A 23,287-nucleotide genomic window follows, 5' to 3' on the forward strand; every position below is an offset into this window, starting at 1 on the left:
GCGCGTTGCCACCTTGGACGCGTCACCCCTGTTCTCACCGAAGAGAGGTCCGATGAAACGCACTCTTGGCGTGGTACTGGCAGCGGTCGCGCTCGGCATACCGGGCGCGCTCACCGCGGTCGCCGCGGGTTCGCCCCTGCAGATCGCGGGAGTGACCGCCAGCGCGGACGACGGCAACGTCCCCGCCAACACGCTCGACAACGATCTCCAGACCCGGTGGTCCGCCGAGGGCGACGGGGTGTGGATCCAGTACGACCTCGGCACCACGCAGACGGTCGGTTCGGTGTCGCTGGCCTGGCACAAGGGAGACACCAGGAAGGACACCTTCGACATCGAGCTGTCCGCCGACGGGGCCACGTGGAAGACCGCGCTGGCCGGGAAGGTCACCAGCGGCACCACGCTCGCCCCGCAGAACTTCGACTTCGCCGACGCCTCCGCCCGGTACGTGCGGGTGGTCGGGCACGGCAACACGGGCAACGACTGGACCAGCATCACCGAAACGGCCGTGCTCGGCGCCGACGGGGGTGGCGGTGGCACCTGCGAGTACCCGGCCGACGTGCTGGACCTGAAGAACTGGTACGTCGGGCTGCCCATCGGCGCGGCCGAGAAGCCGACCAACGTCGAGCAGCCGGAACTCGCGACGTACTCGATCGACCCCTGGTTCACCACGACCCCGGACTGCGACGCGGTCCAGTTCCGCGCCGCGGTCAACGGCGTCACCACGAGCGGTTCGAACTACCCGCGCTCGGAACTGCGTGAGATGAAGGGCTCGTCGAAGGCCAGCTGGTCGTCCACCTCGGGCACGCACACGATGACCATCGACCAGGCCATCACCGCCCAGCCCAAGGAAAAGCCGGACGTGGTCGCCGGGCAGATCCACGACAGCGAGGACGACGTCTCGGTGTTCCGCTTGGAGGGCAAGAAGCTCTACGTCACCAAGGGCGACACCTCCGACCACAAGCTGATCACCGACAACTACGTGCTCGGCACCCGGTTCCAGGCGAAGTTCGAGGTGAGCGGCGGCAAGATCAAGGCGTACTACAACGGCGTCCTGCAGACGACGATCTCGGACAGCTTCAGCGGCGGGTACTTCAAGGCGGGCGCCTACACGCAGGCCAACTGCGAGAAGTCGTCGCCGTGTTCGAGCGGCAACTACGGCGAGGTGAAGATCTACGACCTCGACGTCACCCACAGCGGCTGACGACGCGCCGGTGGCCCGCGAGGGCGGGCCACCGGCGGGTTGTCAGTTCCGCCACTGCTCCGTGGGTGAGACGCCGGGGAGCGGTTTGCCGATGAGGGCAAGAGGAATGAAGAAGCAGACCTGGCCGATCGCCATGGCGAGAGTGGCGAGCGCCTTCTCGTCGTAGTGGGCGGAAGCCTCGGCGTACAGCTCGTCGGGGACCCGCTCGCCGTGCGGGTTGGGCGTCAGGACGGCGTCGACGAGCGCCAGTGCGACCCGCTCGGCGTCGGTGAACTGGGGTGCGTCGCGCCAGGACGACACCGCGGTGATCCGCTCTTCGGCCTCCCCGGCCTTGCGGAGGTTGCCGGTGTGCAACACGGTCAGGTAGGTGTTGCCGACGATCTGCCCGGCCCGCAACTGCACCAGGCTGATCGTGGTCCGCGGGATCGTGCCGTTGCCGGTGGCCTTGAACAGGGCGCCGCCGATCTGCGCCAGTTCGGGGACGAGCACGCCGGGGTCGGACAGGCGCGACTGGACGGATTCCTGCTGGGTCATGGTGAGTTTTCCTTACTGGGTATCGAGGTTGTCAGAGCACTGACGCGCGGCGAGGCGCGGATGTGACCGGCCGGAGGAGAACGAGGGCGACGAGCACGGCGGCGAGGTGGAAACCCCCGGCGCCGAGCAGGCCGGTGGTGTAGCCGTCGGTGAGCGCCTCCCGGACGGCCGCCTGGGCGACGGTGGCCAGGACGCCCGGCTCGCCGACGGCGACACCGGTCAGGACGTCCGGCTCGCTCACGGCGACGCTGGCGCTGGAAAGGACGGCCAGTCCCAGCGCGCCGCCCACCTGCTGGCTGGTGTTGACCAGCCCGGAGGCGATGCCCGAATCCTGCGGGGCGACGCCCTGCACGCCACTGATCGTGGTGGCCACGAAGCCGATGCCCAGGCCGATCCCGGCGGCCAGTTGCGCGGGCAGCAGGACGAGCAGCGCGTGCTGGTCCGGCGTGAGCAGGCTGAACCAGACCATCGCGACGGCGGCCACGGTCAAACCGGCCGTCACGGTGGTCCGGGTGGACGTGCGGGCTTGCAGTCGCGGCCCGAGCACCCCGGAGCCGAGGCCGATGCCGAGCGCGAACGGGAGGTAGGCCAGCCCGGTGAGCATGGGCGGGTACTGCTTGATCGACTGCATGTACAGCGTGAGGAAGTAGAACGTGGCCAGCTGGCCCGCGCCCATCAGCAACATCACCAGGTTGGCGCCGAGCCGGACGCGGTCGGCCAGCACGGCGGCCGGGAGCACGGGGTCGCGCCCCCGCCGCTGGAGCGCGGCGAACGCGCCGGCCAGCACGACCCCGGCCGCGCCGAACGCGAGGGCGAGCCCGTCGCCGTCGGTACCGGCGCGGTTGACCGCGTAGACCAGCGAGCCGAGCGCGAGCGTCGCGGTGATCGCGCCGGGCAGGTCGATCCCGCCGCGTCGCCGGGTGCCGGGCACCACGGCGACGGTGCCGACGAGCAGCAGCAACGCGCAGGGAACGTTGATGAACATGATCCAGCGCCAGCCCAGGTGCTCGGTCAGCGCGCCACCGAGCAGCAGCCCCGCCACGGCACCGAGACCGCCCATCGCGCCGTACACGCCCAGCGCCTTGTTGCGCCGGGGACCGGCGGGAAAGGTGTCGGCGAGCAACGACAACGCGGCGGGCGCGATGATCGCCGCCCCCACGCCCTGCAGCACGCGTGCCGCGATCAGCAGGCCGCCGGTGTGCGCCACCCCGCCGAGCACCGAGGCGAGCAGGAACACCACCAGCCCGGCCCGGAACAGCCTGCGGCGCCCGAACACGTCACCGGCGCGCCCGCCGGCCAGCAGCAGCCCGCCGAACGCCAGCGCGTAGGCGGTCAGCACCCAGTCCAAATCGGACTCGGCGATGGCCAGCCCGGCGCCGATGACGGGCAGGCCGACGGTCACGATGGTGCCGTCCATCACGATCAGCAGTTGCGCGGCGGCGATCACCAGCAGCGCCACGCCACCGGAGCGGGAATTCATGCGGACTCCCGCAGGCAGCGGTGGACCGCGGCGGCCAGCCGGTCGTGCTCGGGATAGGACCAGTCGAAGGAGAAACGGCGGCGCGTGTAACCGAAAGCGAGGCCGCTGCGCGGGTCGGCGAACGCCTCGGAACCCGCGGATCCGTTGTGCCCGAACGCGTTCGCGCTCAAGAAGGGGTACCGCATGCCCTTGGCCTGGAATCCCAGTGCGTACTGGCCGGCCTCGCCGGTGACCAGGTCGCGGCCGGTGGAGTGCAGCATGGTGAACTCGCCGAGGGTGTCGGGCTTCAGCAGCGGCGCCCGTCCGTCCACACCGGACACCGCGGCCGCGTATATCCCGGCCAGCCCGCGGGCGCTGCCCACCCCGCCGGCCGAGGCCTGGCCGAGCGCGCGCACCCGCCGGGTGTTGAGGAAGGCCACCTGGTCCAGCGGTGGCGTGGAGTTGAGGCCGTAGCCGATCCCGGTGATGCTGTGCGGTCCGGGCACGTTCGCCCAGAACGCGGCGAGTTCGTCCGGGCTCGCCAGTCCGGGGAGTACCGGGCGAAACCGGTCTTCCAGCGCTTCGGGCAGGCCGAGGTAGAGGTCCAGTCCGTAGGGGGCGCGGATTCGCGCCTCGAAGTGGTCCTGCAGTGAGCTGCCGGTGGCCCGGCGGACGACCTCGCCCACGATCGCGAAGGTCACGAAACCGCCGTAGCCGTAGGCCGACCCCGGGCGCCAGTACGGCCGTTGCCCGGCCAGCCGCCGTGCGATCACCTGGTCGTCAGCGAGTTCTTCGGCGGACAAACCGCCGTCGACGCCGATCACGCCGGACCGGTGGCTGAGCACGTCCCGCAGGGTGATCCGGTCCTTGCCCGCGGCGGCGAACTCGGGCCACCGGTGGGCGACGGGCTGGTCCAGCTCCAGCGCGCCGTCCTGCACCAGCAGAGCCACCACCAGGGTCGCGGCCGCCTTGGTCGAGGAGTAGACGCCGGTCAGCGTGTCGCCGGTGACCTGGTCCCCGGCCCACAGGTCGACCACCGGGCGGCCGTGCACGGAGACCGCCAGCTGCGCGCCCGCCTGTCCGTCCTCTTCGGCCACCACGGCGGCGAACTCCGCGCGCACCGCTTCGAACCCGCCTGCCACCGTCCCGTGGACGTCGATGTCGCTCATGGTTTTTCGCTGCTCCGATCATCGTGTTGCCGAGTTGTCGGAGGCATGACGCACGATCCGCCGGGTGTGTGACCGCCCCCGGCGGTCACATCGCCGGGCTCCGGTGCGTCATGGGTTCGACCGTCGAGACGAAGGACGACCATGACCGAACACGATTTCCTGGCCAGGCGATTCGAGGAGCACCGCACGCACCTGACCGCGGTGGCCTACCGGATGCTGGGCTCACTGGCCGACGCCGACGACGCCGTGCAGGAGGCCTGGCTGCGGCTCGCGCGCTCGGCGGCCGAGGACATCGACAACCTCGGCGGCTGGCTGACCACCGTCGTCGGCCGGGTCTGCCTGGACATGCTGCGCTCGCGACGGCTGCGCCGGGAGGACCACCTGCCGGACCACCTGCCGGACCCGGTGGTCACCGACGACCGGGCCGATCCCGAGCGGCAGGCGCTGATCGCCGACTCGGTGAGCCTGGCGCTGCTGGTGGTGCTGGAATCGCTGAACCCGGCCGAACGGCTGGCCTTCGTGCTGCACGACATGTTCGGCCTGCCGTTCGAGCAGATCGCCCCGATCATGGACCGCACGCCGGCCGCGGCCAGGAAGCTCGCCAGCCGCGCCCGGCAGCGCGTGCGGGGCGCGGCGCCCGCGCCGGACCCCGACCCGGTCGTCCAGCGCCGGGTCGTCGACGCCTTCCTGGCCGCCGCCCGCGGCGGTGACCTGACCGCGCTGATGGCCGTGCTCGCCCCCGACGTCACGCTGCGCGCCGATGGCGGGAAGGCGCTCCCCGGCGGCATGCGGGTGCTGCGCGGCATCGACGCCGTGGCTGGGCAGCTGGCCACCTTCCAGCGCATGGCCACCGCGTCGACGATCCGGCCCGCACTGGTCAACGGCACGGCCGGACTGGTCAACACCATCGACGGCGAGCTCATCTCGATCATGAGCTTCACCGTGGTCGACGCGCGGATCGCCGAGATCGACATCCTCTCCGACCCCGACCGCCTGGCCCGCCTCGACCTGGGCGGGTTTTAGGAACACTCGTTCTTGACTGATCGTTCCTTTAAAAGCTACGGTTGTCCCATGGGACGGCGGAGGTCATTCGACGAGGACGAGGTCGTCGCGGCGGCGGCGGAGTTGTTCGCCCGCCGCGCCTACGACGGCGTGTCGGTGGACGACCTGGTCACCCGCCTCGGGGTGCACCGCAACAGCCTCTACGGCGTGTTCGGCAGCAAACGCGGGCTCTACCTGGCGGCGTTGCGCCGGCACATCGAGCACGACGTCCGCCCGCACCTGACGCGGGTGACCCAGCCGGACCACGTGCTGACGTGGGACCTGCTGCTGGTCGCCGCGATCGATCGGGCGCCCGACGATCCCGAGGTCGCGGAGCTGGTGTCGGCGGTCTTCGCGGAAATCGACGAGGCGACGGGTGACGCGCGCGTCACCGAGGAGCTGCTGGGGCAATGGGTGCGCCGGCGGCCGGAAAGCTCAAGGGAGAACTGACATGGCGGTCATCAGTGTGCGAGGCCAGGACCTGGTCGTGGAGATGGAGGGGATGGACCGGTTGTGGGCCTTGAAGAGCAAGCTGACCATTCCGCTGGCGCACATCCGGGGCGCCACGGCGGATCCGGGGATCCTGGGCGAGCCCAAGGGGGTCCGGGCGCCGGGCACGCACGTGCCAGGGGTGATCACCGCGGGTACTTTCCACCAGGACGGCGAAAAGGTGTTCTGGGCGGTCCGTGACGCGAAGAAGGCCGTGGTCGTGGAACTGGCCGACGAACGCTTCACCCGCCTGGTGGTCGAAGTCGACGACCCCCGCGCGGCCGTGGCACTGGTCGAGCAGGCGACGAGCCGATGAACGTCAGAGTCGCGTTCGCGCTCGCGGCGGCGATTTCCACCGTCGCGGTGCCACCGGCCCTCGCCGGCGCCGCCCCGGTACCCGGGCCCGCCGTCCACGGTCACCACGAGTCCGCGGTCTGGCTGCCCGCCCGCGACGAGCAGATTTCCTTTGTCGTGGAAGGCACAACCACCTACGGCACGCTCCACGTGCCCGCCCGGCGCCGCGGTGAGCGCCTGCCCGCGGCCCTGCTGCTGCCGGGCAGCGGTCCCGCCGACCGTGACGGCAACCAGCCGTCGTACACACCCAACACCCTCCGGGATCTCGCCGGCGAACTGGACCGCGATCGGGTCGCGACCCTCCGGTTCGACAAGTACGGCACCGGCCGCACCGGACTGGGCGCGTGGGCCGGGCGGCCGCAGGACCTCGACTACCCGGCCTTCGTCCGGCAAGCCGCGGCGGCCCGCGACTACCTGCACCGCCAGGCCGAAGTGGCGCCGGGCCGGGTGGCCCTCGTCGGCCACAGCGAGGGAGGCATGACGGCGCTGGTGCTGGCCGCGCAACGGCGGGCCGCCGCGCTGGTTTTGCTGCAGCCCCAAGCGTTGCGCATGCTCGACCTGCTGGCCAGGCAACTGCACGACCAGACCAGGCAACTCGTCGAGGCAGGGGAGTTGACCCCGGAGGAAGGCGAAAACGTCGACCGGGCAGTCGATACCGCCGTCTCGAACCTGCGCGGCGGCCGCCCGGTCGACACCACGGCCATGCCGGCGCCGCTCGCCACGCTCTTCCAGTCGCTGGCCGGGCCGAACCGGCGGTTCGTGCTGACCGACGACGCGGTCTTCCCGCCGGACGTCGCACGCCGCCTGCCGCGCACGCCCGTCCTGCTGACCTGCGGCACGCTGGACACGCAGGTGCCCTGCCACACCACCGATCAGCTCGCCGCCGTCGTCGGCCACCGTGTGGTCCTCCCCGGTGTCGGGCACTTGATGACCACCGCCGACGGGACGTTCTCGCCCGCGCTGACCCGGGAACTCAGCGCCCTGCGCTGGTGACTTCCGCGAGGTAGGCGTGGACCATCGGAACGGCTGACGCGCCTTCGCCGGAGGCGGAGGTGACTCGTTTCATCGAGCCGGAACGGATGTCGCCGACGGCGAACACACCGGGAACGCTGGTGGCGAGGTCGGCCGGTGGCCGGCCGTCGATCCAGTGCCGGGTCGGGAGGTCGCGGCCGGTGCGGACGAAGCCGCGGGTGTCGCGGTCGACCTCGGCGGGGAGCCAGTCGCCGTGGGGTTCGGCGCCGAGCAGGAGGTAGAGGCCCCGGGTGTCGTGGTGGGTGGTGCTGCCGGTGTCGAGGTGGCGCAGGGTGACCCGGGCGAGGGTGCCCTGGTCGCCGGCGCCCGCGTCGACGACCTGGGTTCGCGGCGCGACGGTGATGCGCGGGTGGTTCTCGATCTCGCGCACGAGGTAGTGGGACATGGTGTCGGTGAGTCCGTCGCGGCGCACCACGACGGTGACCGAGGCCGCGAAGCGGGCGAGGTGGATGGCGGCCTGGCCGGCGGAGTTGCCACCACCGACCACGACGGCGTGGTGGCCGGTGGTGTCGCGGGCGGTGCTGATGGCCGCGCCGTAGTGCACACCGCGTCCCACCAGCCGCTCGATCGAATCCACGCCGAGAGTCCGGTAGGCGACACCGCAGGCGATGACCACGGCTCGGGCGCGGACGTCACCGCCGGTGGTGCGCAGGGTGTGGTGGCCGTGGGTGCCGGGGAGCAGTTCCAGGACTTGCCAGCCGACGCGGAAGCGGGCGCCGAAGCGGCTGGCCTGGGTGCGGGCGCGCTGGGCCAGTCGCATGCCGGAGATGCCGCGGGGGAAGCCGAGGTAGTTGCGGATCATCGAGCTGGTGCCCGCTTGTCCGCCGACGGCGTCGGTGTCGAGCACGACCGTGGTCAGGCCTTCGCTGGCACCGTAGACGGAGGCAGCGAGTCCACCGGGTCCGGCGCCGACGATGGCCAGGTCGACGGTGTCGGTGATGTCGCCGGGAGAACCGTAGAGCAGGGCGGCGACTTCGCTGGGGTTGCCGGGTGCGATCGGCGGGTGGTCGAACACGACCACGAGGGGGTAGCCGACCGGCCTGCCGGTGGCGTCGTAGGTGTCGCGAATGGACTGTCCGGTTTCGCTGCCGGGGGCGAATACCTGGGTCGGCATGCCCATGCGTTCGGTGAGTTCGCGGATGGCCGTGGTGAGGGCGTCGCCCTCGGAGACGATGCGGATCATGGCGACTTCGGGATCGGCGGTGGTGGATCCCCAGTCGGAGAGCAGTTCGGCGAGCGCGATGTGGAACTCCTCGTCACGCGGGCCGCGCGGCATGAGCAGGTAGGCGTCGAACAACCCGGCGCCCAGCGCCTCGCGCAGGCCGCGTTCGGCGGTGCGCAGTTCCGTCAGGAACCTCTCGTAGGGCGCGGCGAGGACCCGGCGGGCGGTGGGGACCCGGCTGCGCCAGGCGGCGAACGCGGTCAGCGGGCCGGCGTCGGGGAGTTCGCCGTCCTGCACGATCATCGCCACCTGGCCGCCCGCCGCGGTGATCTCGTCGAGCACGGTGACGGTGGCGGCCGAGGAGTCCGTGACCCGGAGGTCGTAGTCGTGTTCGTAGCGGCGCAGCTGGGACCGCAGGCCCTCCGCGTACTGGGCGGAAGCGAGCACGATGGCGGGAACGGGCACGGTGGTCAAGAGCGCGTCCAGGCGCCGAGCACGAGCAGGGTCTTGGTGCCCGCGATGGAACCGCCGGCCCGCAGCTGGTCGATGACCTGCTGCAGGTGCGCCACGTCCCGGACCCGGACCTGCACGAGCGCGTCCGGGTCGCCCGCGATCGTGTAGATGGCGGCCACCTCGGGCAGCTGGCTCGCGCTCCCGACGATGTCGGCCACCCGCGTCGTGCCCGCGTACCGCAGTTCGGTGAACGCCTCGACGCCCCAGCCGAGCTTCGTGTGGTCGACCTGCACGGTGAACCCGGTGATCACCCCGGTTTCCTGCAGCCGGTTCACCCGCCGCTTCACCGCCGCCACCGAGAGCCCGACGGTGCTCGCCATGTCCGAGTAGGTCCGCCGCCCGTCCTCCCGCAGCAACGCGATCAGGCGGCGGTCGAGCTCGTCGGGTTCCGCCATGAAGGCCCTCCTCGCGCAAAAATCTTCAGATCGAACGGGCGAATCGAGGTGCTGTTTGCGTGTTGACCGTATCTTTCCCGATGTTGCTTGCGTACGCAGAGGCAGGTCATTTCCACTGGGCCTACCCGACGGCCGAAGGAGGCCACGTTGACCGTCCCCACCACGGTGACCCTCGACGACCGCTACGCCGCCGAGCGCGGCCGGGCGCTGCTCACCGGGATCCAGGCACTGGTCCGGCTCACCCTCGAACAGCGCCGCCTCGACACCGAGCGCGGCTTCGACACCCGGGTCTTCGTCTCCGGCTACCAGGGTTCGCCGCTGGGCGGGCTGGACTCCGAACTGCTCCGGTCGAAGCGCTTCCTCGATCCCGCGGGCGTGGTCTTCCAGCCCGGGGTGAACGAGGAACTCGCCGCCACCGCGGTCGCCGGGACGCAGACGCTCGGGCAGGTGCCGGGGCGGCGGCACGACGGCGTGGTGGGGTTCTGGTACGGCAAGAACCCCGGCCTCGACCGCGCGGCGGACGCGATCCGGCACGGCAACCTCGCCGGTACCGCGACCGTCGGCGGCGCCGTCGCGATCATCGGTGACGACCCGGCGTCGAAGTCGTCCACCGTGCCGAGTTCGTGCGAGCCGATGGCGCAGAGCCTGGGCATCCCGCTGCTCGTCCCGGGCACCGTGGGGGAGATCGTCGAACTCGGGCTGCACGCCGTCGCGCTGTCCCGTGCTTCGGGCCTGTGGACCGGGCTGAAGATCGTGGCGGACAACGCCGACGCCTCCGCCACCATCGACGTCGGCAGCCTGCGGCTCGGCATCCCGATGCCGCCGGCTCAGCCGCGCCCCACCAGGGGCGTGCTCGTCGGGCCGGGAGCGCTCGACGCCGAGCACGACCTGCTCACCCGCCGCCTCGACCTCGCCCGTGCCTACGCGCGCGAGACCGGGCTCAACCGCGCGGTGTTCGCCCCGGCGGGTGCGCGGCTCGGCGTGCTCGCCAGCGGCACCGGCTTCGCCGTTCTCCAGCGCGCGCTCGACGACCTCGGGTTCGACGAGGCGACCATGGAACGGCTCGGGATCCGGCTGATCCGGCTCGCCATGCCGTGGCCGATCGACGCCGAGGAACTGCGGCGGCTCACCGCGGACCTCGACGAGGTGCTGGTGGTCGAGGACAAGGTGCCGTTCCTCGAAGAACACCTGAAAGCGGCGCTCTACCGGGTGCCGGACGCGCCGCTGGTGGTCGGGCGCTTCGACGAGCGGAACCGGCCGCTGCTCACCGCGCGGGGGCAACTCGGCGCCGAGGACGTCGCGCGGGCCGTGGCCGCGCGCGTCGGGCACGAGCGGCTGCCGCACACGGCGACGGTGCACCTGACGGCGTCCGAACCCCGCAAGCCCGCGCGCATCGGACTGCCGATGGCGGGCGCGGCGCGCACCCCGTACTTCTGCTCGGGCTGTCCGCACAACACCTCGACCAGGACCGCGGACGGCACGCTGGTCGGCGTCGGGATCGGCTGCCACACCATGATCGCGATCGACAGCGACGGCCGCGGCACGCAGATCGGGCTGACCCAGATGGGCGGCGAGGGCGCGCAGTGGCTCGGCCTCGCCCCGTTCACCGACGACCGGCACTTCGTGCAGAACCTCGGTGACGGGACCTTCCACCACTCCGGCTCGCTGGCGGTCCGGCAGGCCGTGGCCGGCGGGGTGACGATGACCTACAAGCTGCTCTACAACGACGCCGTCGCGATGACCGGCGGGCAGCAGGCGATCGGGCGGCTGTCCGTCCCGGAGATCACCCGGCTGCTCGCCACCGAAGGCGTTCGCCGGATCATCGTCACCGCGGACGACCCGGCCAAGTACCGCGGGGTCACGCTCGACCCGATCGCCTCGGTGCGTCACCGCGACGAGTTCGCCGAGGCCGAGGCCGAGCTGGCGGCGATCGACGGGGTCACCGTGCTGATCCACGACGACCGCTGCGCCGCCGAGGAACGCCGGCTGCGCAAGCGCGGCAAACTCCCGACCCCGGCGGAAAAGGTGGTGATCAACGAGCGCGTGTGCGAGGGGTGCGGGGACTGCGGTGACCAGTCGACCTGCCTGTCGGTGCAGCCGGTGGCCACGGAATTCGGCCGCAAGACACGCATCCACCAGCCCTCGTGCAACTCGGACTTCTCCTGCCTCAAGGGCGACTGCCCGTCGTTCCTGCTCGTGGAGCCGGGCACGGTGAACCGGTCCGTGCCACCGCTCCCGGTCGTACTGACCGAGCCCGAGCCGCGCTTCGACGACGACCAGACGCTGATCCGGATGCCCGGCATCGGCGGCACGGGAGTGGTCACGGCCTCGCAGATCCTGCAGATGGCCGCGCACATGGACGGGCGGTTCGCCGCGGGCCTGGAACAGGTGGGGCTGGCGCAGAAGGGCGGCCCGGTGGTCTCCGACGTCCGGATCGCCAAGCAGCCGGTCCGGGGCGCGCTGCGGGCCTCGCGCGGCACCGCCGACGTCCTCATCGGATTCGACGTGCTCGGCGCGGCCGAGTTGGCGAACCTCGCCACCGCCCGGAGCGGGCGGGCGGTCGCGGTGCTGAACACCGCGATCATGCCGACCGCGGCGATGATCAGCGGGCGGGTGCCGCTGCCGGGAACCGCGGACGAGGCGGTCGGGCGGATCGCCGCGGCGGTGGGCGACGTGGTCGCGATCGACGCGCAGGCACTGGCCGAGGCGTTGTTCGGCGACCACATGCCCGCCAACATGGTGCTGCTCGGCGCCGCGTACCAGGCGGGCTGCCTGCCGGTGTCCGCCGAGTCGATGGAGGAGGCGATCCGGCTCAACGGCGCCGCGGTCGAGAAGACCCTGGCGGCGTTCCGCTGGGGCCGGGCCGCGGTGCTGGACCCCGTCGCGGTGCGGGAGGCCGCGCATCCGCAGGTCGCCGTCGTGCGGACCGAAGGACTCGACGAGGTGCTGGCGGTCCGCGTCGACGACCTCACCGGCTTCCAGGACGAGGTGCTGGCCGGCCGGTACGCGGCCGAGGTCCGCCGGGTCGCCGCGCTGGCGGACCCCGTCGACCCGGACGGCCGGATCGCCGTCGCCTACGCCCGCGGGCTGCACCGGCTGCTGGCCTACAAGGACGAGTACGAGGTCGCGCGGCTGCACCTCGACCCGGACGAGAAAGCTCGGCGTGACAACGAATTCGGGCCGGACGCGAAGGTGTCGGTGCTGCTGCACCCGCCGGTGCTGCGCGCACTGGGCATGAAGAACAAGATCCGGCTGGCCGGTCGTACCGCGGACGTGGCCTTCCGCGGGCTGCGCGCGATGAAGGGCTTGCGCGGCACCGCTTTCGACGTGTTCGGCTACGCGAAGGTCCGGCGGGTGGAGCGCCGGCTGGTGGCCGAGTACCAGGAGTTCCTGCGGATCGCACTGGAGCGGCTCACCGCGGACAACCTCGACCGGGTCGTGGCGATCGCCGAACTGGCCGAGGAGGTCAAGGGCTACGAGGAGATCAAGCTCGCCAGCATCGAGCGCTTCCGGGCGAAGGCCGCCGAGGCACTGGCCGGTCTCTGAGGGCGGCCGAACCAGATTTTTTCTTGAGTGTGCCGCGAGGGCATGGTTTCCACTGGTCCTGACGGAAGTCCACCGAAGGGACGGTAGATGGACAAGAGAGTGCGGTTCGCCGTGGTGATTCCCGCGGTCGTGGGCGGCCTGCTCGCGGGGCTGACCCCCGCGCTGGCGAACCCCGGCACGCTGAACACCACCGGCATCCCGGCGCGCTACGCCGACCAGGAACTGGACTGGCGGCAGTGCACCGCCGAGGACGTGCCGGACCAACCCGACACGGCGAAGCTCCTGGAGTGCGCCACGTTCGCCACGCCGCGCAACTGGGAACGCCCGGGCGACGGGCAAGACGTGACGATCGCGATCAGCAGGCTGAAGTCCACCGGCGAGACCACGGCGTCCGTGCTGACCAACCCGGGCGGTCCCGGCGGCCCGGGCCGCTCGTTCCCCGCCTCGATGGCCGATCAGGCGAAGCTGCGCGAGCACCAGGAGATCATCGGTATCGACACGCGCGGCACCGGCCGCAGCACGAACATCTCGTGCGGCGGGGTGGGCGGCACCGTCGAGACGCACGACCCGCGCGACCGCGACCCGCGCAACCTGGACCTGCTCCTGGACGCGGTGGAACTGACCACGGAGGCCTGCGAGCAGACCTCCGGCGAACTGGTGAAATTCGTCGACACCTTCCACAACACCAAGGACCTGGACCTGCTGCGGGTGCTGCTCGGCCGGGACAAGATCAACTGGATCGGCTACTCGGCGGGCACCTGGCTCGGCGCGCACTACGCCCAGCGCTTCCCCGACCGCGTCGGCCGGTTCGTGCTGGACTCCTCGGTCGACTTCACCTCGAGCTGGGCGACGACGTTCGACCTGCAGCCGATGGGCTACGAACGCCGCTGGCGGCAGGACTTCCTGCCGTGGGCCGCGACCCACCACGACCGGTACGGGCTCGGCGTTACCGGCGAGGAGGTCCGGCAGACCTTCGAACGGGTCCGGTACGCGCTGACCCAGAACCCGGTCGAGGTCGGTGGCACGAAGGTCGGCCCGGTCGAACTGGACAGCCGGTTCATCGGCCTGCTCAAGAGCAAGGCCGCCTTCCCCGGCCTGGCCGACTTCCTGGCCCAGCTCAAGACGCTGACCGGGAACGACGCCACGGAGCAGGCCAAGGCCCAGGCCAAGACGGCGATCGCGGCGGCGCCGGCCGAGCCGGACCCCCTCGACGCGCTGCTCGCCGTGCTCACCGCGGTCCGGTGCAACGACGCCCCCGAGCACGGCACCCGGAAGTCGGTGATCCGCCGGTCGCAGAAGTTCCTCGACCAGGATTACCTGCTGGCCGGCGGGCAGTGGATGTTCATCCAGAACTGCATCTTCTGGGACCACCAGCCCCGCCCGCTGCCCAAGGTGGACGGCAAGGGCGTGCCGCCGGTGCTGATGGTCCAGTCGGTCAACGACCCGGCCACCCCCATCGAAGCGGCTCGCAAGGCACACGCCGGGTTCAAGAACTCCCGGCTGCTGACCGTCACCGGCGAGGGTGACCACGGCATCTACGGCTACGGGAACGCGGCCGTGGACAAGGTCGTCGACGCCTACCTGGTCGACGGCGTGGTCCCGGCGAACCAGAGCCTGCCCGGCATGCCACTGCCCAACCCCGCCTGACCGCGGAGTCGGACCCTCCCCGGCGAGGCGGTGCACCGCCTCGCCGGGGTCTGTCGCGTCCCGCGGGTCGCGCACACGGTGTGCGGCCCGCCTGCCCATTTCGGTGAGGGGCGGGGCGTAGGTGGTGATGCCGGGCGACCGGACGGCGAAAGTGGTGACCACGACGCGCGAGCGTGCCGCCGTGCGGGGTGCGGTCAGCACGACTTCGGGAATTCCCGCTTCGGCGATGGCGCGGCGGTAACTCTCGATGCGGTCGCGGCTGGTGCTCAACCGGAGTTCGCCGACGAGGCGGCGATGCCGGTGTGCCCGGCTCTCGCCGATGGCGACCACTCGCTTGCGGCGCGTCCGGTGGTTCGGGTTGCCTGGGACCGGGGCCGGTCGAATTGGATGTGGTTGGAGAGGCGGGAGCCGGCGATGGGAGTCGAGTCAGCCAACTATTGGTATGTGGCGGGTGAGGAGGTGGCCATCGAGGCGATTCTGCGGGAGTTGGGGGCAGAGCAGCCCGTTGACCAACGGGTTGTCGAGTATGTGCTCCGTGATGAGGACCATTGGATCGATGTGCAGATCCAGGACCGGCTCCCCGCGTCCCCGCCTTCGGCGTGGATAAGGATCGCCTTGACCAACCCCCTCAGTGTGGAATCCAGGCTGCGCGGATTGGCGGAGACATTGCTTCACCAGGGCGGCGGAACCGTGGTCGACATGGATAGCCGCAGGCGGCTCTCGGGTGTGACGGGCGGGAAGGTGAATGACGCCGAGTGGTCAGAACTGTGGTCAGCGTATTTGGGCAAGCGATCAGTGTTCCGTCAGTACTACGGAACGCTTGAGGCGGCCATCTCCGGTGCCGCGGTGTTCGCGACGCTCCGAGATCAGAAGCGATAGCCGACGCCCCAGGGAGACGGACTTGAGCGGCCCGCGCGCTCGTGTTCGCCCCTCACTGTCCTTTATGGAGGATGGCGAACGTGGCCGAATCGGGCGGTAGCCCCGAAACGGGCGCACCCCCGCGACCTGGGGACCTTCTGGGTGGGACATGGAACTGGTCGGGTGGCACGCCGAGACCGCGGCCCTCGACGAGCTGCTGGACCGTGCGGCGGACGGCGCGGGTTCTCACGTCCTTCGCGAGGCGATCGTGGTGTTCATGCCCGGTGGCAGAGGCGCCCGGGCGCCGCGGCGCGCGCTGGGTCGGCCGGTCAATCGTTCACCCCGCGACGTTCATGCCATCGTGAAAGCCGCACACACGTGCGTCGTAGCCCGGTTCGTCATGGAGTTGGCCAAGGTGCGCCACCGCCCACCTCGAACTTTTACCGACACGGGCGGGAGTTCGTTGACCCGGTTGCCGGATCGACTTCGGATAGGGGGTCGGGGAGGCTGCCCGCCGTGGAGGGCAAACCCGAGCGCAGAGCGTGGTTCGTCGACGTGACGATGTTCGTCCTGACGGTGCTGATGGCGATCGCGGTCAACTACGCGACGAGCGGTGACCAGGCTCCGGGGCCGCTGGCACTGGTCAAGCAGCGGCCGTGGCAGTTCATCCTCATCCTGTCCGTCCTGGGGCTGCTGGTGTACGCCTGGCAGGGTCGGTGGCCCGGTAGACCAGGGCGTGGGGTTCAAGCCAAGCACGTGACGCGCGCCTGTCAGTCCCTCGCGAACCAGGTTCGCGCCGACTGGGTCGAGAAGATCCTGGCGCCCTCGGTGGAGGTGGAACTGCCCGCCCCGGTTCTGGTCCAACGGTGGAACGCGGTGCGCAGTGCCTACACCACCGGCGCGGGCCCGCCCGGGGACGACCCGGTTCCGCCGGGAGTCCGGCTGGTCGACCTCGCCGAGCAGCGAGGCTGGCGCATGCTGGTGCTCGGGGCCGCCGGTGCCGGCAAGACGACCGCGTTGCTCACCGTGGTACGAGACCTCCTCGATCGCGGCACCGGCCCGGTTCCCGTCGTGTTCCTGCTGTCGCGGTGGACGCGCAAGCGATCTCTGCTGGCTCGGTGGCTGGCCGACGAACTGGTCTCCCTTTATAAACTCTCCGGTCGGGACGTCGCGGCGCACCTCGTCCGGGAGCGTCTCGTGCTCCCCGTCCTCGACGGCCTCAACGAGGTGGATCCCCGGTACCGCCAGGCCTGCATCGAGGCGATCGAGCAGTTCCGCGACGGGTTCCCCGATCCGCCACCGGTGCTGGTCGGTGCCCGCACCGGCGAGCACCCCGACCTGCCCAGACTGGGCCTGAACGGAGCGGTGCTCGTGTCCCCGCTCTCACACGAGCAGGTCGAGCGATACCTGACCGGGAGCGGCCAGGAGCTGGCGGCGCTGCGGGACGCGTTCCACCGCAGCGAGGAACTGGCCGAGTTGTTGTCCAAGCCGCTGTTCCTGCACCAGGCGGCCACGGTCTACCGCGGCGCGGAACCGCTCCCCGACACCGGTTGGGCGGCGGAGCACCTGATCTCGGCCTACGTCCACCGGATGCTGACCTACCAGGCGGTCACCGATCCGCCCGACCCCCCACGGCTCGACGACCAGGTGCTGCTGGCCTGGCTCAGGTGGGTCGCGGTCGGCCTGGTGCGTGACAGACAGGACCTGTTCCGGATAGCCGAGGTGGACGCCGGCGCGCTGGCCGGCTCCAGCCGCCGCTGGTGGGCGTCGACCGGGCTGAACTGGGCGATCGGGATCGCCGGTGGTCTCGTGATCGGTGGGTTGTTCGCGAGGATGGGCTGGTCGGATACCGCGCCGTTCCCGTGGTACCTCGGGTACAGCGCCGGTGCGATCGCCGTCGCGTCGGTGACGCTCTTCCTGCTGGCCAGGGAGTCCCGTGTGCCGGACGGGCCGGTGCTGCGGTGGAACTGGAAAGCCGCCTTCGGCTGGCTGCTTTCACCGTTCGCGTTCGTCACCGTGAGCGGCTTGGTGGCGACGGCGATCCTCCTCCGGCGGTTCGTCGACCCGGTGATCGGCAGCAACACGCTGACGCTCGTGGCGATGGGGAGCTGGCTGGTGCTGTGCTCAGCGGGGCACCGCATGACCAAGCCGGCCGAAGCGCTGCCCAGCGAGCTCGACGCCCTGCTGCGGGCCGTCAACCGGAGCTGGGTGCTGGTGCTTCTTTCGGGCGCGCTGGTGCACGCACTGGCCGTCGCGATGTTCAGAGCGACGCCGGTGTGGCCGCACTTCGTGGTCGACACCACGCTTCTGCTCTGGGTCACGGGGGCGGCGTTGGCAGCAGTCGTGACCGGCGTGGTCCTGCTCGCCGCTCCCGCGCGCGGCCAGCACTCCCTTGCCTTCACCGCGGCGGTCCTCGGAGCCGCGGCCACGTGTCTCCTGATCAGTGCGCTGGACTCGTCGACCTGGGTCGCGTCCCTGCACCGATGGATCTTCAACCCGGTGCTGCTGGCCCTGGTGGTCACGGTGACGGCGGCCTCGATCGCCGTGCACCGTCGCTGGGGGCCGGTGGCCGGGCACGCGGCGGGCGGGCTGGTCGCAGCCTGCGGCAGCCTGGTGTTGATCCAGCAGGTCGACGTCATCCGCTTCGGCTGGTACGGCGATCCTCCGTTGTTGCCGCTGACGATCGCGTTGACCTCGGGTATCGGGCTCGTCATCTACGGCGGGGGCTCGGCCTGGCTGGGCCGCCAACTCACCCGCGTCCTGCTCGTCCGCGAAGGCCACCCGCCGGACATCGACGCCACAGCCGCCGACGCGTGCGCCAGAGGGCTCCTGCGCCGCACCGCCGGCGGCTATCTGTTCCCCCACGACCTCGTCCGCCTCCACCTCGCCACCGGACCGACCCGGCAGCCCTGACAAGTGCGCCGGATGCGTTGGGCAGCGGGGCATCACGGCTTCCTCCTCGGCCATGCGCGCGGGCGGTGAACTGCGACACCACCGCACGCGTGTGGGCGACACCGGTGAGCATGGTCAACCGTCCTTCCGCGGGTCCAGCGGCTGATCGGCCTGCCCGGCAGGCGCGGTTTTCTGGTGGTGGGTGGTGGCCCAGGAGGCGAGGATTCTCAGCTTGTCGTCGGCGGGCGTGCCGGGTTCGGCGGTCCAGGTGATGAGTTGCTGTTCCGGGTCGGCGGTGCAGGTGAGCGTGTCCCAGTCGAGGGTGAGGTCGCCGACGACGGGGTGGTGGATGGTCTTGGTGCCGAGGCGTCTGCCCATGACGTGGTGGGCCGCCCACCACTGGCGGAACTGCTGGTCCTGCACGGACAACTCGCCCACCAGCGCGATGAGCTGTGGGTCGTCGGGGTAGGTCGCGGCTTCCCGGCGCAGCAGCGCCACACACGTGTGGGCCACGGCCTCCCAGTCGGTGTAGAGGGCCCGCATGGCGGGGTCGGCGAACACGAGTCGCAGGTAGTTGCGCTGCTTGTCCGGGATCTGCCCGAAATCGGTGACAAGAGCGGCGGCGAGCGAGTTCCAGGCCAGGATGTCCATGCGCCGCCCCAGCACGATGGCGGGAACGCCGCGAAGCTCGTCGAGCAGCCGCCGCAGGGTGGGCTGGACGGTCTGTCGGGCACGGCGCCGTGGCCGGCCGATGTCCTTGCCGGCCAACTCGGCGAGGTACTCCCGCTGGTCGTCGTCGAGGCGCAGCGCGCGTGTCAGAGCGTCGAGCACCGTAGCCGAGGCCGGGACGCGCCCCTGTTCCAGGCGGGTGTAGTAGTCGGTGCTGATCGCGGCGAGTTGGGCGACCTCTTCGCGACGCAGGCCCGGTACCCGCCGCACGGTCCCGGTCTCGGGCAGGCCCGCTTGCCGTGGGCTCAGCTCGGCACGGCGGGCCTTGAGGAACTCTCCCAGCTCGCTGCGGTGCGCGTCGCTGTCGGACATGCGCCTCAGTCTCCCAGCAGTGCGCGTCGTGTGCCTGGGAAGAATGCTTCCCAGGATGTCGCTGTCCCTGGGAAGAGACTGTCCGTTGTTGCCCGCCGAGCGGGTTGCCACCCTCGATCTCGGGAAGCCGAAACGGCCACCCCAGCGAGAGGAGATGCAGTCTCATGGAGCACGACAAAGCCCAGGCGGCGTTCGACAACTTCGTCCAGCTGTGGACCACGGGCACGACCGGAGGGCGCCGCGCACCGGTGCTGCGTCGCCCGGACGAGGTGGGTCTGTCCTACCAGGACGTCACCTTCCCGTCCACGGACGGCGTGCCGCTGGAGGGCTGGTTCATCCCGGCCGACTCGGACAAGCTGGTGATCCACAACCACTTCCTGCCCGGCAACCGCTACGGATACCCGGGTCACCTGCCCGAGTTCGGTGGCCTGGGCGGGTTCGAGGTCAACTTCCTGCCCGAGTACCGGGCGCTGCACGACGCCGGCTACAACGTCCTCGCCTACGACCTGCGCAACCACGGCCTGAGCGGCCAGGGCAACGGCGGTATCGCGGGCATCGGCCTGCTCGAGTACCGGGACGTGATCGGCTCCCTGCGTTACGCCGCCTCGCGCCCGGACACCAAGGCCATGCGCAAAGTGCTGCTGTCGGTGTGCCTCGGCGCCGACTCGACCGCCGTGGCCTGGTCCCGGCATCCCGAGGAATTCGCCGAGATCCAGGCCATGGTCATGCTGCAGCCGGTCTCGGGTCGCCCGATCGTCGAGCGGTTCGTCGAGGGCATCGGCATGGCCGATGGCTTCGCGCAGTTCGACAAGGCCGTGCACGAGCGCACCGGGTTCCACCTCGACGAACAGACCCCGCTTCACCACGTTCACGCGATCACCGTGCCCACGCTCGTCGCCCAGGTCCACCACGACATCATGACCCGCCCCGACGACGTCCAGTCGATCTTCGACGCCCTGCCCATCGAAGACAAGGAACTGCACTGGATCGAAGGCACGGACCGCCGCTTCGACGGCTACAACTACTTCGGCGAGCACCCCGAGATCCCGATCAACTGGTTCGATAAGCACCTCAAGTGACCAGCACGAACAGTGACGATCAGGACACGCGACGATGCCGAGGGCCGTCCGGCACCAGCGCGGGCAGAACGGCTCGGCGGGCAGCCGAGGAGCGGGTGCGCTTTCCGGTCAGCCCAGCGACGCACTCGCGGCGCGCAGCTCGTCCAGGGCCTTCATGAGGCAGGCGGCGAACCCGTCCTCGCGGTCGCTTTCGGACCATTCGACGTACCCCCGCTTGAAGGCGAGGACGCCGAGCTCGCTGGCGAGGGCGGCGGTCGGATCGGGCACGCCGCGGGCGACCAGGGCGGCGGTCATGGCGGCCGCGAGGCTGACGGTCTTGAGGGCGTCGCGCTCCTGAAGTTCGGTGCTGGCGGCGACGGCCGCCTTCAGCCGGGGGGCGATTTCCCGGCTCATCGGGCCCATCGCGGTCGAGGCGCGCTGCAGACCGGCGGCGACCGCCTCGAGCGGGCTGGCGTCGGCGGGCGCCTCGGCGATGCCCTCGGTGAGCAGCCGGCTCAGCGTCTCCTGCCCGGCGACGAGCACCTCGCGTTTGTCCGGGAAGTGCCGGAAGAAGGTGCTCTTGGTGACCCCGGCGCGCTCGGCGATCTGGGCCACCGTCGTCGCGTCGTACCCCTGCTCGGTGAACAGGTCGACGGCCGCCATGACGAGGCGTTCGCGCGCGCCCGGCTCCCATCGACCCATGGGCCCATCCTAGGTGATGGGACTCTTGTCCCGTCACCCTGGTACGGTGATGAGACAAGAGTCCCATCACTCGCGGGAGAGTTCCATGCGCGTCTTCATCACCGGTGGCACCGGTCTGATCGGGTCCGCCGTCGTCGCTGAGCTGCTCGGCAATGGCCACACCGTCCTCGCACTCGCCCGCTCCGACGCGTCCGCGCAGGCCGCCTCGGCGGCCGGCGCCGAGCCGATCCGGGGTGGTCTGGCCGATCTGGACGTCCTGCGCGCCGGCGCCGCCCGGGCCGACGGCGTGATCCACCTGGCCTTCGCCAACGACTTCAGCAGCCCCGAAGCCCTGGCGAACGCCGTCGCCGAGGAAGGCGCCGCCCTCGCCGCCCTCGGCGAGGCGCTCGGCGGCAGCGATCGCCCGTTCGTCGTCTGCTCGGGAACGCCCCCCGTGCCGGGCCGCGCTTCCACCGAGGCCGACCCGATCCCGACCGACGGGCCGGTCGGCGGTCGCAGTCGCGCGGTCACGGAAGTCCTGAGCCTGGCCTCGCGCGGGGTCCGAACCTCGGCCGTCCGCCTGCCGCGCACCGTCCACAACGAGGGCACGGGCGGGTTCGCCGGCGTGCTGACCGGGATCGCGCGACAGAGCGGAGTGTCCGGCTACCCGGGCGACGGCACGCAGCGCTGGCCGGCCGTGCACGCCCTCGACGCCGCGGTCCTGTTCCGGCTCGCCCTGGAGCAGGCGGAAGCCGGCACCGCCTGGCACGCCGTGGCCGACGAGGGCGACCAGGTGCGTGACATCGCAGCCGTCATCGGCCGGCGGCTCGGCCTGCCCGTCGAGTCAGTGCCGGCGCAGACCTACGGCCCCCTCGGCGTCATCTTCGCGGCAGACCAGCCCGCGTCCAGCACCCACACCCGGCAGGCGCTCGGCTGGGAGCCGAAGCACCCGAGCCTGCTGGAGGACCTGGAGAACATCCAACCTTGACCGGCAGCGCTCCGCCACCTCCCAGACGTGCACCACCACGACCACGCCTCCGGCGCCGCCCCATTGCCCAGCTGCGCGACAATCCACGAAGGGGACTCCGCCATACAGCCCCAGTAGACGCCCAGCAAAATGCCCGTTGTGGACATTCACCAGATGAAGGAAGCATTCGATGACATCGTCGACCAGGCGCTTGTCTTCCACGGCTTCACCGACTACATGCGCGACTACGATGTCATCGTCCACGCGATGGCCGATCCTCGGACGGGGATTCCGCCGGCGTACCTCCGTTACCGCTTCAGCCACTGCGTCCGCGCATCAGTGACCTCGACGGTTTCCCCGGAGACGTGGAGTCAGTCGCTGGACGACCGGTTGCTCGACTTCGAGCAGGCCCGCGAACTCGACGGCTACGTCTGGGGCGTGCGCTGGCAAGAGCTGTACCCGGGAGCGAAGCTGCTGCCCGGCACGACGGAGACCGCCGAATGGTCCACCCGGCTGAATCGACCGTTCCACGAAGCCGTGATCGAAGCCAACGCGCACACCATCGCGCTCGTCTTCTCCGGCCTGTCGGTCGACCAGGTCGAGCCCGGCTACTCGCCCTTCATCGTGGTGGAAGACGACGTTCCTGGAACCGGGAAGCGCTGATATCGCCGGGAACGCGATCAGATGTGGCGCCAGACGTGGTCTGTGTCGAGGGGAGGTGTTTGAGCAGACAGCCCATTCTCGTCCAGGGCGTTGAAGACGTGCAGTCCGCCGCGGTTGGTTGCCAGCCACAGGCCGGTCGTCAGCCATGCCTCCTGTACATCACTGGCGTCAGCTACGTTCTCCGTCACGAATCGAAACGAGGTCGCCGATATTCGCTGCAGGGCCTCACCTTCGATCGCGGCGAGTGCCGGGTGTGCCGCTCGTCGCCATTCCAGCGGCCAATCGAACCAGGGCTCCGGTTCGACCGCCACGTCGATGGTGTCCCACGTGAGCGAGAGGTCGTCGAGCTTCGCCCAGGAGATTTCGAGTTGCGGGCCCCGTTCCAACCGGAGGACGACGGGCAGGTCGGCGAACCACTCGTCGAAAGCGAGGTTCCAGATCGTCCACGTCTGGGCAACGCGAAGCCCCGACAGCGACCGGAGTCGTGCGGCCTGCCGGTGGAGTTGTTCGTCGGCGGGCAGGAACGCGGGCAGCCAGCCCGAAACGCGCGGATCCATGGTCGAAACCGTCCCACGACACGAGGAT

The 23,287-nt window shown here is 70.8% G+C and carries 20 protein-coding genes; 12 read left to right on the forward strand and 8 right to left on the reverse strand.

Annotation, left to right across the window (positions count from 1 at the left end):
• Nucleotides 1-52 precede the first annotated feature (52 nt).
• Nucleotides 53-1,201 carry a polysaccharide lyase family 7 protein gene (locus JYK18_RS29635; protein ID WP_206806728.1) on the forward strand — a complete coding sequence of 383 codons (1,149 nt, stop codon included), beginning with the start codon at nucleotides 53-55 and terminating at the stop codon, nucleotides 1,199-1,201.
• A gap of 42 nt (nucleotides 1,202-1,243) precedes the next feature.
• Here the strand turns inward: JYK18_RS29635 and JYK18_RS29640 are convergent, their stop codons facing one another.
• Genes JYK18_RS29640 through JYK18_RS29650 form a run of 3 tightly spaced genes read right to left on the reverse strand, consistent with a single transcriptional unit; the run spans nucleotide 1,244 to nucleotide 4,363 of the window.
• On the reverse strand, nucleotides 1,244-1,735 hold the full coding sequence (locus JYK18_RS29640; protein ID WP_206806729.1) for a carboxymuconolactone decarboxylase family protein: 492 nt from the start codon (nucleotides 1,733-1,735) through the stop codon (nucleotides 1,244-1,246).
• Nucleotides 1,736-1,766: 31 nt separating this feature from the next.
• Entirely contained in the window at nucleotides 1,767-3,215 is a 1,449-nt protein-coding gene (locus JYK18_RS29645) for an MFS transporter (protein ID WP_206806730.1), read from the reverse strand.
• Nucleotides 3,212-4,363, reverse strand: a complete 1,152-nt coding sequence (locus tag JYK18_RS29650; RefSeq protein WP_206806731.1) for a serine hydrolase — start codon at nucleotides 4,361-4,363, stop codon at nucleotides 3,212-3,214. The genes JYK18_RS29645 and JYK18_RS29650 overlap by 4 nt, the downstream gene beginning before the upstream one ends.
• A 141-nt stretch (nucleotides 4,364-4,504) precedes the next feature.
• On the opposite strand from JYK18_RS29650, the gene sigJ reads away from it, so the two are divergent.
• From sigJ to JYK18_RS29670, 4 genes are read left to right on the forward strand one after another with little or no spacing between them, the layout of a single operon-like run.
• The gene (gene sigJ / locus JYK18_RS29655; protein WP_206806732.1) at nucleotides 4,505-5,386 is read left to right on the forward strand and encodes an RNA polymerase sigma factor SigJ; all 882 of its coding nucleotides are present in this window, start codon (nucleotides 4,505-4,507) and stop codon (nucleotides 5,384-5,386) included.
• A 48-nt stretch (nucleotides 5,387-5,434) separates the two neighbouring features.
• The gene (locus JYK18_RS29660; protein WP_206806733.1) at nucleotides 5,435-5,854 is read left to right on the forward strand and encodes a TetR/AcrR family transcriptional regulator; all 420 of its coding nucleotides are present in this window, start codon (nucleotides 5,435-5,437) and stop codon (nucleotides 5,852-5,854) included.
• 1 nt (nucleotide 5,855) lies between these two features.
• Nucleotides 5,856-6,209, forward strand: a complete 354-nt coding sequence (locus JYK18_RS29665) for a hypothetical protein (protein ID WP_206806734.1) — start codon at nucleotides 5,856-5,858, stop codon at nucleotides 6,207-6,209.
• Nucleotides 6,206-7,240, forward strand: coding sequence for an alpha/beta fold hydrolase (locus tag JYK18_RS29670; RefSeq protein ID WP_206806735.1), 1,035 nt, complete (start codon nucleotides 6,206-6,208; stop codon nucleotides 7,238-7,240). Before JYK18_RS29665 ends, JYK18_RS29670 begins: the two co-directional genes overlap by 4 nt.
• Here the strand turns inward: JYK18_RS29670 and JYK18_RS29675 are convergent.
• Nucleotides 7,221-8,906, reverse strand: a complete 1,686-nt coding sequence (locus tag JYK18_RS29675) for an FAD-dependent oxidoreductase (protein ID WP_307796225.1) — start codon at nucleotides 8,904-8,906, stop codon at nucleotides 7,221-7,223. The genes JYK18_RS29670 and JYK18_RS29675 overlap by 20 nt on opposite strands.
• Nucleotides 8,907-8,911: 5 nt before the next feature.
• A complete protein-coding gene (locus JYK18_RS29680; protein WP_206806737.1) occupies nucleotides 8,912-9,349 on the reverse strand; it encodes an Lrp/AsnC family transcriptional regulator in 438 nt (145 codons plus the stop codon).
• Between the two features lie 147 nt (nucleotides 9,350-9,496).
• On the opposite strand from JYK18_RS29680, the gene JYK18_RS29685 reads away from it, so the two are divergent.
• The 4 genes from JYK18_RS29685 to JYK18_RS29700 all read left to right on the forward strand — a co-directional run bounded on the left by JYK18_RS29685 (nucleotide 9,497) and on the right by JYK18_RS29700 (nucleotide 18,313).
• Nucleotides 9,497-12,895: an indolepyruvate ferredoxin oxidoreductase family protein gene (locus JYK18_RS29685; RefSeq protein ID WP_206806738.1), complete on the forward strand. Its 3,399-nt coding sequence runs from the start codon at nucleotides 9,497-9,499 to the stop codon at nucleotides 12,893-12,895.
• Between the two features lie 87 nt (nucleotides 12,896-12,982).
• Nucleotides 12,983-14,542: an alpha/beta hydrolase gene (locus JYK18_RS29690; protein WP_206806739.1), complete on the forward strand. Its 1,560-nt coding sequence runs from the start codon at nucleotides 12,983-12,985 to the stop codon at nucleotides 14,540-14,542.
• Between the two features lie 414 nt (nucleotides 14,543-14,956).
• Nucleotides 14,957-15,421, forward strand: a complete 465-nt coding sequence (locus JYK18_RS29695) for a hypothetical protein (RefSeq protein WP_206806740.1) — start codon at nucleotides 14,957-14,959, stop codon at nucleotides 15,419-15,421.
• A 495-nt stretch (nucleotides 15,422-15,916) separates the two neighbouring features.
• Nucleotides 15,917-18,313, forward strand: a complete 2,397-nt coding sequence (locus tag JYK18_RS29700; protein ID WP_206806741.1) for an NACHT domain-containing NTPase — start codon at nucleotides 15,917-15,919, stop codon at nucleotides 18,311-18,313.
• A gap of 114 nt (nucleotides 18,314-18,427) precedes the next feature.
• On the opposite strand, the gene JYK18_RS29705 is transcribed toward JYK18_RS29700, so the two are convergent.
• Nucleotides 18,428-19,333 (reverse strand): helix-turn-helix transcriptional regulator, encoded by a 906-nt coding sequence (locus JYK18_RS29705; RefSeq protein WP_206806742.1) that lies wholly within the window; start codon nucleotides 19,331-19,333, stop codon nucleotides 18,428-18,430.
• A 164-nt stretch (nucleotides 19,334-19,497) separates the two neighbouring features.
• Between JYK18_RS29705 and JYK18_RS29710 the strand changes: the two genes are divergently transcribed.
• Nucleotides 19,498-20,412 carry a S9 family peptidase gene (locus tag JYK18_RS29710; RefSeq protein ID WP_206806743.1) on the forward strand — a complete coding sequence of 305 codons (915 nt, stop codon included), beginning with the start codon at nucleotides 19,498-19,500 and terminating at the stop codon, nucleotides 20,410-20,412.
• Between the two features lie 108 nt (nucleotides 20,413-20,520).
• Here JYK18_RS29710 and JYK18_RS29715 read toward each other — a convergent pair whose 3' ends face one another.
• On the reverse strand, nucleotides 20,521-21,093 hold the full coding sequence (locus tag JYK18_RS29715) for a TetR/AcrR family transcriptional regulator (protein ID WP_206806744.1): 573 nt from the start codon (nucleotides 21,091-21,093) through the stop codon (nucleotides 20,521-20,523).
• A gap of 85 nt (nucleotides 21,094-21,178) precedes the next feature.
• Here JYK18_RS29715 and JYK18_RS29720 point away from each other — a divergent pair, with 85 nt between their 5' ends.
• Together JYK18_RS29720 and JYK18_RS29725 are read left to right on the forward strand one after the other, a co-directional pair.
• Nucleotides 21,179-22,060: an SDR family oxidoreductase gene (locus JYK18_RS29720; protein ID WP_206806745.1), complete on the forward strand. Its 882-nt coding sequence runs from the start codon at nucleotides 21,179-21,181 to the stop codon at nucleotides 22,058-22,060.
• 138 nt (nucleotides 22,061-22,198) lie between these two features.
• Entirely contained in the window at nucleotides 22,199-22,702 is a 504-nt protein-coding gene (locus JYK18_RS29725) for a hypothetical protein (protein ID WP_206806746.1), read from the forward strand.
• A gap of 17 nt (nucleotides 22,703-22,719) precedes the next feature.
• Here JYK18_RS29725 and JYK18_RS29730 read toward each other — a convergent pair whose 3' ends face one another.
• Nucleotides 22,720-23,259 (reverse strand): hypothetical protein, encoded by a 540-nt coding sequence (locus JYK18_RS29730; RefSeq protein ID WP_206806747.1) that lies wholly within the window; start codon nucleotides 23,257-23,259, stop codon nucleotides 22,720-22,722.
• Nucleotides 23,260-23,287: the final 28 nt, after the last annotated feature.

This window comes from Amycolatopsis sp. 195334CR (genome assembly GCF_017309385.1).
Lineage (GTDB): Bacteria > Actinomycetota > Actinomycetes > Mycobacteriales > Pseudonocardiaceae > Amycolatopsis.

Coding starts and splice junctions, on each gene's coding strand:
- JYK18_RS29660 (WP_206806733.1), top strand. CDS start 5,435: ATGGGACGGCGGAGGTCATTCGACGAGGACGAGGTCGTCGCGGCGGCG.
- JYK18_RS29715 (WP_206806744.1), bottom strand. CDS start 21,093: ATGGGTCGATGGGAGCCGGGCGCGCGCGAACGCCTCGTCATGGCGGCC.
- JYK18_RS29680 (WP_206806737.1), bottom strand. CDS start 9,349: ATGGCGGAACCCGACGAGCTCGACCGCCGCCTGATCGCGTTGCTGCGG.
- JYK18_RS29650 (WP_206806731.1), bottom strand. CDS start 4,363: ATGAGCGACATCGACGTCCACGGGACGGTGGCAGGCGGGTTCGAAGCG.
- sigJ (WP_206806732.1), top strand. CDS start 4,505: ATGACCGAACACGATTTCCTGGCCAGGCGATTCGAGGAGCACCGCACG.
- JYK18_RS29720 (WP_206806745.1), top strand. CDS start 21,179: ATGCGCGTCTTCATCACCGGTGGCACCGGTCTGATCGGGTCCGCCGTC.
- JYK18_RS29670 (WP_206806735.1), top strand. CDS start 6,206: ATGAACGTCAGAGTCGCGTTCGCGCTCGCGGCGGCGATTTCCACCGTC.
- JYK18_RS29635 (WP_206806728.1), top strand. CDS start 53: ATGAAACGCACTCTTGGCGTGGTACTGGCAGCGGTCGCGCTCGGCATA.
- JYK18_RS29665 (WP_206806734.1), top strand. CDS start 5,856: ATGGCGGTCATCAGTGTGCGAGGCCAGGACCTGGTCGTGGAGATGGAG.
- JYK18_RS29730 (WP_206806747.1), bottom strand. CDS start 23,259: ATGGATCCGCGCGTTTCGGGCTGGCTGCCCGCGTTCCTGCCCGCCGAC.
- JYK18_RS29640 (WP_206806729.1), bottom strand. CDS start 1,735: ATGACCCAGCAGGAATCCGTCCAGTCGCGCCTGTCCGACCCCGGCGTG.
- JYK18_RS29710 (WP_206806743.1), top strand. CDS start 19,498: ATGGAGCACGACAAAGCCCAGGCGGCGTTCGACAACTTCGTCCAGCTG.
- JYK18_RS29690 (WP_206806739.1), top strand. CDS start 12,983: ATGGACAAGAGAGTGCGGTTCGCCGTGGTGATTCCCGCGGTCGTGGGC.
- JYK18_RS29705 (WP_206806742.1), bottom strand. CDS start 19,333: ATGTCCGACAGCGACGCGCACCGCAGCGAGCTGGGAGAGTTCCTCAAG.
- JYK18_RS29695 (WP_206806740.1), top strand. CDS start 14,957: ATGGGAGTCGAGTCAGCCAACTATTGGTATGTGGCGGGTGAGGAGGTG.
- JYK18_RS29645 (WP_206806730.1), bottom strand. CDS start 3,215: ATGAATTCCCGCTCCGGTGGCGTGGCGCTGCTGGTGATCGCCGCCGCG.